The 12,724-nt window shown below is 55.6% G+C and carries 14 protein-coding genes; 3 read left to right on the top strand and 11 right to left on the bottom strand.

The window, feature by feature from the left end:
* On the top strand, positions 1 to 318 hold a 318-nt coding region (locus QD461_RS31105; protein ID WP_414090984.1), incomplete at its 5' end, for an IS66 family transposase.
* Between the two features lie 280 nt (positions 319 to 598).
* Here QD461_RS31105 and ectB read toward each other — a convergent pair.
* Entirely contained in the window at positions 599 to 1,873 is a 1,275-nt protein-coding gene (gene ectB / locus QD461_RS31100; protein WP_004126138.1) for a diaminobutyrate--2-oxoglutarate transaminase, read from the bottom strand.
* 243 nt (positions 1,874 to 2,116) lie between these two features.
* A complete protein-coding gene (locus QD461_RS31095; RefSeq protein ID WP_004126135.1) occupies positions 2,117 to 3,085 on the bottom strand; it encodes a LuxR family transcriptional regulator in 969 nt (322 codons plus the stop codon).
* Between the two features lie 258 nt (positions 3,086 to 3,343).
* Here QD461_RS31095 and QD461_RS31090 point away from each other — a divergent pair, with 258 nt between their 5' ends.
* Entirely contained in the window at positions 3,344 to 4,177 is an 834-nt protein-coding gene (locus QD461_RS31090; protein WP_414090983.1) for an IS5-like element ISRtr4 family transposase, read from the top strand.
* A 244-nt stretch (positions 4,178 to 4,421) separates the two neighbouring features.
* Here QD461_RS31090 and QD461_RS31085 read toward each other — a convergent pair whose 3' ends face one another.
* On the bottom strand, positions 4,422 to 5,201 hold the full coding sequence (locus tag QD461_RS31085) for a hypothetical protein (RefSeq protein WP_244441509.1): 780 nt from the start codon (positions 5,199 to 5,201) through the stop codon (positions 4,422 to 4,424).
* Between the two features lie 470 nt (positions 5,202 to 5,671).
* Between QD461_RS31085 and QD461_RS31080 the strand changes: the two genes are divergently transcribed.
* On the top strand, positions 5,672 to 6,385 hold the full coding sequence (locus tag QD461_RS31080) for a DNA-binding response regulator (RefSeq protein WP_157385444.1): 714 nt from the start codon (positions 5,672 to 5,674) through the stop codon (positions 6,383 to 6,385).
* A 263-nt stretch (positions 6,386 to 6,648) separates the two neighbouring features.
* On the opposite strand, the gene QD461_RS31075 is transcribed toward QD461_RS31080, so the two are convergent.
* The 8 genes from QD461_RS31075 to nifE all read right to left on the bottom strand — a co-directional run bounded on the left by QD461_RS31075 (position 6,649) and on the right by nifE (position 12,675).
* Complete coding sequence (locus QD461_RS31075; RefSeq protein WP_004126123.1) at positions 6,649 to 7,662, bottom strand: 1-aminocyclopropane-1-carboxylate deaminase; 1,014 nt, start codon at positions 7,660 to 7,662, stop codon at positions 6,649 to 6,651.
* 373 nt (positions 7,663 to 8,035) lie between these two features.
* On the bottom strand, positions 8,036 to 8,260 hold the full coding sequence (locus QD461_RS31070; RefSeq protein WP_210305378.1) for an exopolysaccharide production repressor protein: 225 nt from the start codon (positions 8,258 to 8,260) through the stop codon (positions 8,036 to 8,038).
* Between the two features lie 55 nt (positions 8,261 to 8,315).
* Complete coding sequence (gene fdxB / locus QD461_RS31065; protein WP_004126119.1) at positions 8,316 to 8,645, bottom strand: ferredoxin III, nif-specific; 330 nt, start codon at positions 8,643 to 8,645, stop codon at positions 8,316 to 8,318.
* On the bottom strand, positions 8,642 to 8,845 hold the full coding sequence (locus tag QD461_RS31060) for a CCE_0567 family metalloprotein (protein ID WP_015342006.1): 204 nt from the start codon (positions 8,843 to 8,845) through the stop codon (positions 8,642 to 8,644). Before QD461_RS31060 ends, fdxB begins: the two co-directional genes overlap by 4 nt.
* A gap of 26 nt (positions 8,846 to 8,871) precedes the next feature.
* Entirely contained in the window at positions 8,872 to 9,360 is a 489-nt protein-coding gene (locus QD461_RS31055; protein WP_004126118.1) for a NifX-associated nitrogen fixation protein, read from the bottom strand.
* 12 nt (positions 9,361 to 9,372) lie between these two features.
* The gene (gene nifX, locus QD461_RS31050; RefSeq protein ID WP_015342005.1) at positions 9,373 to 9,873 is read right to left on the bottom strand and encodes a nitrogen fixation protein NifX; all 501 of its coding nucleotides are present in this window, start codon (positions 9,871 to 9,873) and stop codon (positions 9,373 to 9,375) included.
* Positions 9,839 to 11,230: a nitrogenase iron-molybdenum cofactor biosynthesis protein NifN gene (gene nifN, locus QD461_RS31045; protein ID WP_004126114.1), complete on the bottom strand. Its 1,392-nt coding sequence runs from the start codon at positions 11,228 to 11,230 to the stop codon at positions 9,839 to 9,841. The genes nifX and nifN overlap by 35 nt, the downstream gene beginning before the upstream one ends.
* Entirely contained in the window at positions 11,230 to 12,675 is a 1,446-nt protein-coding gene (gene nifE / locus QD461_RS31040) for a nitrogenase iron-molybdenum cofactor biosynthesis protein NifE (protein WP_240535527.1), read from the bottom strand. The genes nifN and nifE overlap by 1 nt, the downstream gene beginning before the upstream one ends.
* Positions 12,676 to 12,724: the final 49 nt, after the last annotated feature.

The raw sequence follows: 12,724 nt of genomic DNA, 5'->3' as shown, positions 1-12,724 counted from the left end.
GCGATACGCTACGGCCTGACACGCCGGGAGGCGCTGGAGCACTTCTTGACGGACGGCCGCGTCGAAATCGACTCCAACATAGTCGAGCGTGCCATCCGGCCCCAAACCATTACGAGGAAGAATAGTCTCTTTGCCGGCAGCGAGGGCGGCGGAGAGACATGGGCGACGATCGCCACACTTCTGCAGACGGCAAAAATGAACAACGTCGATCCGCTTGCCTGGCTATCTCAAACGCTCACCCGCATCGCAAATCGCTGGCCAGCCGCTGATATTGAGCTGCTCATGCCATGGAACTTCAAACCAGACGCCGTCGGCTAACCGCTTACCACTGTTCAACTATTTAGGTGAGGATGGGGCAACGCGCAGGGCCGAACTCCGTGTCATGAATCCGACAAATCAACCGCAGTACCCAACAAGCTTAAGGGTCGTACTTTTTAAATAGCGGCAACCCATTACGAGTGGCGCCAACGAAGACGCCCGTCCGGCCGCACGATCGGAGAATGAACCGGTTCGTGCGAGCCGCGGTGCCCAAAACTACGATAAATGCCCTCCCCCCATTGCTTTGGCTCTGCCATGCCTCCAAGAGGCAAGCGTAGCTTTATACGCTTGAGTGGACGGACTTCTCCAGAATGTCCAAGCCACGCTGCAAGATCTGCCGTTCAATTGTCAATGGAGGAAGAAGCTTAATAACCTGATCTTCAGCGCCACATCGCTCTACTACAAGCCCGTCTTCAAAGGCTTTCCGTACGATTTCCCCCGCCAATTTGCCCGTACTGCAGTCGAGCCCCACCATCATGCCCCTTCCACGTACGGTAATGTTGGAATTTCGGTTGCTTTGGGCGACTTCCTGAAGGCGCTCTCTTAGAATGCATCCTGTTTCGACAACTCCTTTAGATAGCTTTTCATTTGTCCAGTATTTTCGCAAAGCAGCAGTCGCTGTCACGAGTGCGAGATTGTTGCCCCTAAAGGTTCCACTGTGTTCGCCTGGTTGCCATACGTCAAATTCGGGTTTGAGCAGCAGGAGCGACAGCGGCAGCCCACAACCGCTGAGAGACTTAGACAAGAGAACGATGTCTGGAGAAATGTCCGCAAACTCAAAGCTGAAAAAATCGCCAGTTCGTCCGCAGCCCGCTTGAATGTCATCAATAATCAGGAGGATCTCGTTCTTCCTGCAAAGCCGCTCTAGCGACTGCAACCAGTTTCTGCTCGCAGGATTGATGCCGCCCTCACCCTGAACGGTTTCGAGAATAACAGCTGCAGGCAAATCGACGCCACTGCTACCATCCGCAAGCACTTTGTCCAGATATTCCGTAGTATCCTGATCAGGCCCCCAATAACCGTCGTAAGGCATGAAGACCGCGCCGGAAGGAGGAAGACCTGCCGCATTTCGGAAGTATCGATTACCAGTTACAGCAAGCGCGCCCAGGCTCACCCCATGATAACCGTTGGTGAATGAAACGACGCTATGACGTCCAGTGACCTTGCGTGCAAGTTTCAAAGCTGCCTCGACGGCATTGGCGCCAGTGGGACCGACAAACTGAAATTTGTATGAGAGACCGCACGGGCGCAAAATCAGGTCGTCAAAAAGCTCCATAAACTCTCTTTTCGCCGGCGTAGCCATGTCTAACCCATGAATAACTCCATTTGAATGCAGGTATTCCACGGCAGCACTTAGGATGTGCGGATCATTGTGACCGTAGTTAAGGGCACTCGCGCCGGAAAGAAAATCAATGAACGCACAACCATTTTCGTCTTCGAGGATGGCTCCTGCCGCTTTCGTGAACACCACGGGGAATGATCGGGAATAGGATCGCACGTTCGATTCATGGTTTTCAAAGGCAAATAGGGAATTGGAAATGCTGTCATTACTCACGATTATTTCCTCAACCAGATGCCATGACCCACCAGCGCCTGTACCCCTCGCCAATTACCGCGAGATCTTAGCAATGCTCCGAAAGCGGGCTCCATTTTGAAAGTTTCCGCAACTCTATACGGCCATTGCCAACTGTGCTCCTACCTAGAATGATAGTGTTCCTACTTGCCTATTGTTCGTCGCAGGAAAACAGGCCTGCGGCAGTGGCGGCACTATCACTTAGCGACGAACGAACATCGCCTCCTACAACTCGATAAATCCGAAATTTAACGCCTTAATAGCCGCGACGGTTCTACTCGCAGCGTCTAATTTTCTCATGACGTTTTTAATGTGAAAATTAACAGTATTTTCAGATATACTCATAATAATTCCAATGTCCCATGACGACTTTCCCCGTGCTACCCAGAGAATACATTCTTTCTCCCTTTGCGAGAGCTCAGGCACTTTCTCCATGACATTCGAACTCCCGACATTAGCAAGTCTCAGATGGAAATGTATCGCCGCTAGTTGTAAGTAGGCGATTGCCCTGTGGTGGAATTCACGCTCAATCTGCTGGGCAAAGCTCATGATGGCGAAACTTCCAGCCGCGCTGCGCAATGGAATGGTAATGCCTGACCTTACGCCAAAGCTTGCAGCCTCGTCGAAGATGCGCCGTTCGTTTGGAGTTGTGCTCGAGCTAACGTATGCCTCCCTCCATTGAATAGGGCCTGATCGCATTCGACTTTCCTTGATAATAGGAGCTTTCCGATCATAACCCATTTCGAGACATCGCTTCTGCCATTCATCAGGATAGTTCAGGATCTCAAAAGAAGGGCGTCGAACCGGCTGTAAAACCTTGCGCTCGGTTGTAAGAGGACCGTAGGCTATCCACGTGCAGCCAAGATTCAGAGCAAAAGCTGATAAGTGCTCAAATAACTGTTTAGACCGAGCGACGGTATGTGTCTGGTCAAGAAATCGGCCGAACTCGGCCGCAAGTTCCCCTCGATTTAAAGCTTGAGAAGGTGGCGAGAGGTCCGAGGAATTCAGATCGGTAACTCGGCCAGTCTGTTTATTGATTTGAGTGGAACCGCAACCGTCCCGAGACAATCGATGCTGTCTCTCGGGCAAATAATGGCACGCCATGCTGTCGCCAGATGAAGTCGCTGGCCGTGAGCGGCCACCGGCGAACGTTATCGCTAAAGCTTTGGAAGCGGGCTGTGGAAGAGCTGACATCCTGCTTTCCTCTCGTTTTTTCCGAGGGGTCGGAATTGCTGTCCGTAGTTCAAGAGTCGTGCCAATTTGAAAGAACCCACAGAGCCTCTACCAAATTTTCTTAACTGCATGCGAAATGCAGCATAATCAGCCGAGTACGTCGCGACCCTGGGTTGGACAAACCTGACAATAGTTCTCTTAGAGGCTGCCTCAAAAAGAGGTGGGTGATTTCAACAGGTTATGATTCCTTCGGATTTGCGAGATTCGATGGAGAACACGATGGCCTGGACCAAAATCACCCGTCGGCAATATGCCCGGCGAACGGCACGCTACGCAAGCGATATGACGGATCGGGAATGGGGTCTGGTTCAGCCTTTCCTGCCAATGCCGCGCCGCTTGGGCCGCCCGCGGACCACGGATTTGCGAGAGGTGGTGAATGCCCTGCTTTACATCGCCACAACTGGTTGCCAATGGCGGATGCTGCCGAAGGATTTTCCACCCTGCTCGACCGTCCAGCGCTATTTCTATGAATGGAGAGCGTTGGGACTTTGGCCACGCATCAACCATCGTCTCGTGATGGAAACGCGCGAGTTGGAGGGCAAGGAGGCAAGCCCGACGGCCGGTGTGATCGATAGCCAGAGCGTCAAAACCACCGAAAGCGGCGGCATCCGGGGCTATGACGCGGGCAAGAAGACCAAAGGCCGCAAGCGCCATATCATCGTCGATACGCTCGGCCTGATGGTCGSTCTCATGGTGCACAGCGCCGACATCCAGGATCGCGACGGTGCTCCCGATCTCCYGAAATCCATCCGCCACAGGTGGCCATGGTTACTGCATGTCTTCGCCGATGGTGGCTATGCGGGCGATAAGTTGAAGCGGCGACTGAAAAAGATCGGGCGCTGGACGATCGAGATCATCAAGCGCTCAGACAAGGCGAAAGGCTTCGAGGTTCTGCCGCGTCGATGGGTGGTCGAACGGACCTTCGCCTGGCTTGGCAGATGCCGCAGATTGGCCAAAGACGTCGAACGCTCCATCGCATCAGCCGAAGCGTGGATCATGATCGCCCACATTCGTCTCATCACCAGACGGCTAGCAAGGTATGGATATCGTTGAACGCTTTTCGAATCCGACTCTTATGAGTCACTTACGCCGTGACGTATGTATGAAAGGGCTCGAAGAAAGAAGAGAGCGACTCGCTGGTTGGCATACGCGCAATTTGGCGTCAGGAACCAAGCTTTGCATTTTGACAACAGGGAACGCATCTGGGGCCTCAAAGATTGCGTGCGCCGAAGGAACAGGGTTGCGGCCAGATTCTTCAGTTGCGGCACTCAAAATCTTGCTGCATGGATGTCGTTGTTCATCGTATTTCGCCGGGTTCGGCACACATGACATAGATTGGATGACCGTGAAAACCAAATGCTGCTTCAAAGAACTCCGGATCGTCATGCGAGCGACGTTTCCGCCTCCGCGCAATCCTCCGAACTAACGCCGCATCAAATTTATAAATGCCGACGAGGCTCAAATCTGCAGACGCACTTTTATAGCTGTCGGAGCCTTCGGGTACAATTGCTGTAAGGCGTTGCGCTTTGCCCGTCAGCACTCGTAGCGATCGTTTGCCGAGTGACTGGCTCACAACGACAATGTTGCGATATGATGACCGTACCAAGCGCTCCAGCACAGTTAAATTGATCACCATTTCCGCGGTAAATATCAAAACTACTCCATCGACATCAGCGACTTCCTCTGCCGCTGTCACATCAATAAGACGCCCGGGATATGGCGTGCGCTGTGGGCGTACGCGGAGCTCCATACCGTACAGCTCGTGACAGAAACGATGGTCGACCTCGCCCATGCCTCCTAGTCCAAGGATAATCGTCTTTTGCACGCCAACGCGTGCCAATTGAGATAATAGATGTTGCAGAACGGACGTGCCGCCGACCATAACTGCGCGCGCTGGGAAGCGCTCTTTGCCAGTTAACATAGTATGTCGGGGGCTTGCGATAACAATCGCACATGTCTCCATTAGCAGTGCCCTCGGATCGTGCACATAAGCTGAGACTAACCCCGAAACGTACTTGGTCCACTCCCTAATCAGATAGTTGACTAGCTGGTGGATCAGCGCCTCCTCCAGGCGCATGTCCAAACGCTGTTCGCAGCCATCGGCGACGGCGAAAGCATCAAGATCAGAGGGTCGAACAGATGGTCCGCGTCAAGAGTATGCGGTGTTCTTTCTGCCGCTGACAGATACATTTCTTCACGAACCGAAACGCGTGTTAATGCAAGGGCGCGCTGGCTACAGATCCGCTGAAGTATCTTTGCTTTAGTGGCAAAGCGCCCAAGTCCGAGTTTCAACATGTGCGCTCTAGATTAGAGGCATGGCACTGTTTCAAAACGATCTTTTCATTGGCACGATGTGTGCATGGTTATCCGCAAAATTGCCGACTGAGGAGTGAACTCCCTCCGGATCAAGCCCATTCGCCGAGGTGCCGCAATGGAAAGCTTCGGCGCGAGCCGCAGTTCAACAAACTGGGTTTTGGAGATAAGTGCAAAACTTTGTTGGCGAAAGAATTTGAAGGTCGGTCGAACTTTCATTGAAGGATGCACGCGATGGCGGAGAACGAGACTAATCGGGATTTCCACTCAGCGGCGGTGCTGATCACTGCACCAGAAGATTGCTCTGGTCAGTTCTTGGAATGCGCATGTAAGCACCTCAATACCAGCCATGGGAACGTCCTCGCCAAACACTTCCAAGAGGCGACGCCAGATGTGGTGTTTCTTAGGACGCATTTCCCTGACGTTGAGAAGCAGACGCTCTGTATTCGCCTGCGTCTTTCTCGCCGGGCGCGGTCAATGTCGATCATTGCGATTGCGGCGGTTGCTGATGAAGTAACTCAAGGAGACACGGTCACTTTCGATGACAATGAGCATGTTAGCCGATCGCGAGAGATAGCGCTGACGAGCATCGGCAGAATCTTGGACGGCTCGTGTCGGAGTTCCATTCCCAGGCATCACGAACTGCTTGCCTTTCAGGACATTGAATTGGATGTGGCCACGCATCGTGTGCGCCGAAACGGCCGGACGATTCATGTAGCTCCAACCCAGTTCCGCCTGCTGGAGCACTTTATGAGGAACCCATACCGGGCCTACTCGCGAGATGAACTAAAGAATGCAGCTTGGCCCCATGCCGTTCATATCGGGCCTCGCACCATCGATGTTCACATCGGCAACTTGCGCGCGGCACTAAATAGGGATAGCGACCGCGATCTGATACGGACTGTAAGAACTGTCGGCTACGCGCTTTCCGAAAAACCGGATTCGTAATTGCGGGATCGGCGTGAAGCTGGCCGTGTAAGCGGCGCCAATTTGGCGGCGTCTTAATCAGTCAAATTCAACAGCGCTTGATATTCAGCTTTTTCAGGCGGAGGATTTTTTAGTTGCCAGCGGTATTCCATTGTTGCTGATGTTAGCCCATCTTCATATTGCTGAGATTGGCAAGAAGGGCCGTCGCCCGCAGTACTATTGCTTATTGGCGCATCCGTGGAACCTTCAAAGTCCAGGGCATCTATGGAGGCTCTTCCTTTGGATCAGCCGTTGCGAAACGTGTCGCTGTAAGCATTGATTGCCGGCACGCCGCCGAGATGCGCGAATAGGAGCCTTGATCCTTTCGGAAAGAAGCCCTTGCTGATGAGATCTATCATCCCTTGCATCGATTTCCCCTCGTAGACGGGATCAGTGATTATGCCTTCCAGCCGCGCGCAAAGGCGAATGGCCTCGTTTGTTTCCTCGGAAGGAATGCCATAACGGGGGTGCGCATAGTCCGCGAGCAATACCACATCATCATTGGCGATTTCTCTTCCGAGTTCGACGAACTTCGCAGTTTGCCGGGCAATGTTAAGCACCTGCGACTGGGCTTGGAGAGGGGTTGCCGAAGCATCGATACCGATCACATTGCGCTGTCGTCCATCCTTGGCGAAACCAACGACCATGCCGGCTTGCGTCGAACCCGTCACAGTGCAAACCACGATATAGTCAAAGGCAAAACCAAGCTGTTTTTCCTGCGCGCGCACTTCCTCGGCAAAACTCACATAACCCAAGCCGCCATATTTATGGACAGACGCACCGGCTGGGATCGCGTAGGGTCTGCCGCCCATTTGCTTGACGTCGTCGAGCGCCCTTTCCCAACTGCTGCGGATGCCGATATTGAAGCCGTCATCAACCAGTCGCACCTCCGCTCCCATGATCCGGCTTAAGAGGATATTCCCAACCTGATCGTAAACAGCGTTCTCATATGGTACCCAATCCTCTTGCACCAGAAGGCATTTCATGCCGATCTTGGCGGCTACTGCGGCGACCATGCGTGTATGGTTGGACTGCACGCCACCAATGGAAACAAGCGTGTCGGCATTTGACGCGATCGCGTCCGGGATGATGTACTCGAGTTTGCGGAGCTTGTTGCCGCCGAACGCCAGCCCCGAGTTGCAGTCCTCGCGCTTGGCATAGATCTCCACCTTGCCCCCTAGATACTCGCTAAGTCGGTCAAGCTTTTCGATAGGCGTAGGGCCGAAGGTAAGGGGATATCGTTCGAAGTTTTGCAGCATGTTCTCTCCAGTGATTTGCGCCTGAAATAGACGTGTTCACGACGCGTGGGCGGGCAAGCCCGGCAACAATCCTCGGCGTTTGATTAGATCCCATTGCTTCATCGGCCTTCGTTCGTCGTCGAGGCGGCGCAACCCACAGGCCGGTCGCTGCGTTTGCCACAGCACCCTTCAATGGGAACCGAACAGCAATAAACTCCTTAGGTTGCTACACCGTGGAAGCCATTGCCGACGGACACGTCGTGTAGTTGTTCCAACAACGTTATGCTCGATGATCAATGTCTTCCAGGCAGCCCGAGGCTCGCAACTGATCTGTTCCCGGCCCTCAAGGGCAACAAACCCACCATCGAGCCGAGCTGGAAGACAACGGGGTAGTTCAGTCTTTCTTTTCGCAATGCTCTGGCCGGTAACGCATTTCCTCGAGATCATCGAAACGCAAGACCCGCTGGCTCCTCTTTAAAGCGCAACTGGCGCGCCAGATCAAAAAAAGCACGCTTGCGAAATAGGCCACCTGAAGAAGGAGCCAAATATCCACCGTCGTGACCATTGCTCTGCGGATTGAATGTGAAACGAAGTAAGCGCCTAGAAGGCTGAAGCACATGACTGGTTGCAGGAGGCGACAGAAAATTGCAAAAGGCACAGTCGTTCTCCCGCGTTTATACGCCAGCACATGAAGCGAGCTTGTCAGCCGGTATATGAATCTGACAGTTCTTCGGGCAGACGCGGGCGCAGGCGCCGCAGCCGATACATCGCCCTGCTTCGTCCACGACCATGATCATACGATTGAGTTCGCCATCGAAGTCGTCGTCTTCGTCATCGCAGATGCCGAGGATTTCACCCGCTTCACTTGCGCCGTAAAGGTGCATGACATCGCGCGAGCAGACCTTGAAGCAGCGGCCGCAGCCGATGCAAGTTTTGCCATCGATAGCGGTCAGATACTCCGGCAACCAGGTGGATCCATCACGGGTAACGAAGGTCCCCGTCATCGCGAATCCTCCAAGGCGGCAAGCTCGTTCTTTGCCGCATTCAACTCCGCGAATGCGTCGAACGTCTTTGCTGCGATCGTCTTGATCTTGGGCCAGTTGACCGGCAGGTCCTCGGCAAGATCGTGCAACTCCATTTTCGCGGTTGTCGCTCGTGACTGCAGTTTACGGACCTTTTGAAGCTGCTGCACAATGTCTGACATTTATCTCTTTCCTCAAAAACCCGAATTCACGGCGCCCGCGCCACATCGGGGTAGGCTTTTATGGCGATGACAGCATCATCGACCAATTTCGTGCCGGCCTCGGTGAGTTTGCGAAGCGTCTCAAAGCCGAACCGATGGACGTCTCTGAGCGTCTTCGACAAAACGACCAAACGCCCTGTCGTGAGAACCACTCGCCCGAAGCCCTCGGGATTCATCGTCACGATCGAGGAGGCGACGAGGCCTGAGTGCCCTTCGATTTCAAGCCCAACGCAGGTGTAAAAGATTTGAAGCCTCCAAATCACGTCCGGATCGGGGTCGCCGATGATCGGCATTTGCCGGCGCTGCTCCTTCGTCACAATGAAATCGGCAAGCAGGTCAGTGTCCGATTTTCCGTCCCACGACCCATGAGTATCCTGCGCCCTGACCAAGCGAACCAGGCGCTTCATGAACGGGGTTGCCATTGCGTCGCGATCATCATCTGCGAGTGTGTTCGCAAGGTTGCTGGGCGAAGTCATCGCCGACCTCCTTTAATCTTCGTCGTCGAAGAACGGCTTGGCGAGACCCATGCCGGCGTCTGCAAGCACCTTGCGCAGCCATGGCGGCGGGGCAGTTTTCAGCATGGTCTGGGTGCGCATCAGTACCTCTTCGATGGACGATGGCTCCGGCACCTTGATCGGATGGATTTTTGCCGAGACGACCTTCGCGGCGGAGGGCCCGCCGATCGCCAGGCAGAACAGCAGATGACATCCCTTCAACGCCTCGACCCTCATCGCGATGCGATCGGTGCCGCCGTCGTTCGTGTGCTTGCCGCTTTCGTCAGTTGCTTCACCAAAATCGACGGCTTCGACGATCTCCCAACCGGTTGGGGTGACGTCATAGACTGCAAAAAGCTTGGCAGACCCGAAATGTGCGTTCAGCCTCTTCAGGTCCTGTGTCGCGATGGCAACGCGCAGAACTCCCTTCGGGCACTCTGGCGCAGGGGCTGGCCCCTCCTCAGTGACGAGTGAAAGACGTCTGACGGCCGTCATTTTTTGCCTCCATGTCTTGCAAGGGATTGAGCGCTTCGGGGCTCGGCCGGCGGCAGTTCGACTGAAAAATGTTGGCGGCCTCGAACAGGAAGTTGCGCGCGCCCTCATAGAGAATGGTTTTCTTATGCTGGCTGCCGAGCCGATCAAAGATCGGAAAGCCGACCCTCATCAGCGGGACGCCAAGCCGCTCGGCGGCCTGGCGGCCGTGGGAATGGGTCACGATCAAATCACCGCCAGCGTGGCGCGCCATGGTTTCGAGATCAGAAAGGTCGCCGACCTGCACAGCGTCGGCCGGCACCTTCTGCAGAATGCAGCTTGTGCCGGTGGTCGAAACGGCGGCGACTATTTCAGCGCCCATACCCTTGAAGAACGTTGCAAGTTGAAAAAGATGATCTGGCTCTGCGGCAATCGCGATACGTTTGCCGCCGAAATAAAAATGGCCGTCGAGGAGTGCGTCCTGCAATTGTGCGCGGCGCCGCCGCACAGCGGGCGGCACCGGATTGCCGGCGATCATGGCCAGCATCGTCATGAAACGGTCGATTGCCTTTAACCCGACAAGCTGCTCGAAGAGGACGTAAGGCACGCCGGTCTTCGCCTGCAGGGCCGCGGCGGCCGTGCGCATATGCTCGCCAATCGCAACCGCCTGGAAGCAGGTGCCGAGTTCGCGGATTTCCTCGACCTTCGTGCCGCCATAGGTAGTCGGCACCCAACGGTCGTCAGGAACCGTGCCGTCGAGCGAGCCCGAGACGTCCGGCAGGATCACCGGCTTCAGACCAAAGCTTTCGACCGTTTCGCGCAGAAGCTCAATATCGGCGACCGTCAGGTGCCAACCGGGGAGGATCGCAATCTTCTTCAGATCGCGGGGCCGGCCGCCTGGGGTCGTAATGCCTTCGATCATGGAGGTGACTGCCTTTGCCCAACCCTCCTCGATCGCACCGTCGAAATCGGGTGTGCTCGCTAGCACGACCTCGGTACCTGCTAGCTCTTCGGCACGCTCCAGCTTGATATTGACAAGATCGCCCTCGAAATTCTCGCCGCGGGTTTCCACCAGCGCCGTCGTGCAGATCCCGATCAGCTTCGGTTTAGCGCGTGTTTTGATATTGAGGAGCGCCTCTTCCAAATTGCCGGCGCCGCCGAGGATCGTCGCCACTGCGTCCATCGCCGTTGTCTGCAGGGGGATGGCTTCCTTGAAATGGCGCACGAAGAGCACCAGCGCGAAGCTGGTGCAGCCTTGGCTGCCGTGGAACAGCGGTATCGCACCATCGACGCCAAGATAGGCTAGAGCGGCACCGAGGGGCTGCGACGATTTCAGCGGATTGACCGCCGCCGACTTGGTCTGCGGGAGAATGCAGGCCATCAGCTTTCCTCACCACCCGCGGAAGCCGCCGGCGGAGGCGCCGACGAGATCTGTGAGGCGGGGAACGTCTCGCTCTCGCTTTGCGTGCTTTGCAGTTCTTCCTTCATTGCGGGCTGGGCGTCCCATGGTGCCGGCTCCCGCACCTCGCTCCAGATCGGGTTGTGGATAGCAAGATCGATCTGGCGAACGAGCTCCACCATGCCCTCATAGCCGGCATAGGGATGATGGCGCTCCTGGTTGATATCAAGCCAGGGCGTTTTTGCCTTCAGCGCGACATATTGCGTACGCCCACCAGACAGCATGATGTCGGCTTTGTGTTCTGCGAGAATGTCGTACATCTCCCGCGATCCCATCGACTCGAACATGCGGTGATCCTCCTTCAGAATTTCCTTGATGCGCTCCTTGTCTTCGGCCGTCGATTTCTTGGTCGAGGTGCCCACGATTTCGACGCCGATCTCCATCAGCGCGTGGGCAATCGACCAGGCCTTCACACCGCCGGTATTAAGCAGCACACGCTTGCCTTGAAGCCGCGACCGGTATGCCGCGAGCTTTTTCCAGGCGATCGCCTCCTGCTCTGCGATCAGCGCCTCGGTGCGCTCAAGAATCTCCGGATCGGCGCCCTTCCTGACGAGCAGCTCAGCGATCTGCCGCAGCGATTGCGACGTGTCGGTAATGCCGTAGAAGGACCCTTCGAAGAACGGAATGTCCCAGAGTTCCTCCATTTTGCGGGCAAGATTTATGAGTGCGGTCGAGCACACCATCATCGCTGCCCGGGCACGATGCGCTGAGGCAATGTCACGATAACGCGCGTCACCGGGGATGCAGGCGCGCACGCGAATGCCAAGCCGATCAAGAAGCGGCTTTACCAGCCAGAACTCGCCGGAAAGATTGAATTCGCCGAGGATATTGATGTCGTAGGGGCCGGCATCATCGGGCTCCACCGTGCCGATGACATGATCGAGCAGCGCCTCGCCGGCGAGCTTGTTTCCAAGATTCTTGGAGCCGGAAAAGCCGGGCGCATTGATCGGCACCACCGGCAAGCCGAATTTTTCCGCAGCGCGCTTACAGACCGCTTCGATGTCGTCGCCGATTAGCGCCGTAACGCATGTCGAATAGACGAAGATCGCCGGTGGCGCGTAGGTTTCCTTGATCTCGCGGATCGCTTTGAAAAGCTTCCGCTCGGCGTGGCCCATCACCACGTCGAGTTCGGTAAGATCGGTGGTGAAGCTCGTGCGCCAGAGCATCGGGCCGGACGAAGCCGTACCACGGTTATCCCAGGAATTGCCTTCGCAGGCGAGCGGAGCATGGATCAGATGCGCGACGTCGGTGATCGGCTGCAGCACGATCTTTGCGCCGTCGAACGCGCAGCCACCGGCTGCCGCCCCGGGGGTGAGCGGCTTGGAACAACCCTTCTTGCGGACATTGGCATCTTTGCCGCGGTTCATCTCGCAAGCGGGTTCCTCGAAGACGTCCTGGATCCTGGCATCGAGCGAC

The organism is Rhizobium sp. BR 314 (assembly GCF_047445805.1).
Classification (GTDB): domain Bacteria; phylum Pseudomonadota; class Alphaproteobacteria; order Rhizobiales; family Rhizobiaceae; genus Rhizobium; species Rhizobium lusitanum_B.
The sequence above is the reverse complement of the archived record's forward strand: the minus strand, read 5'-3'. Positions and strand labels throughout refer to the sequence as shown.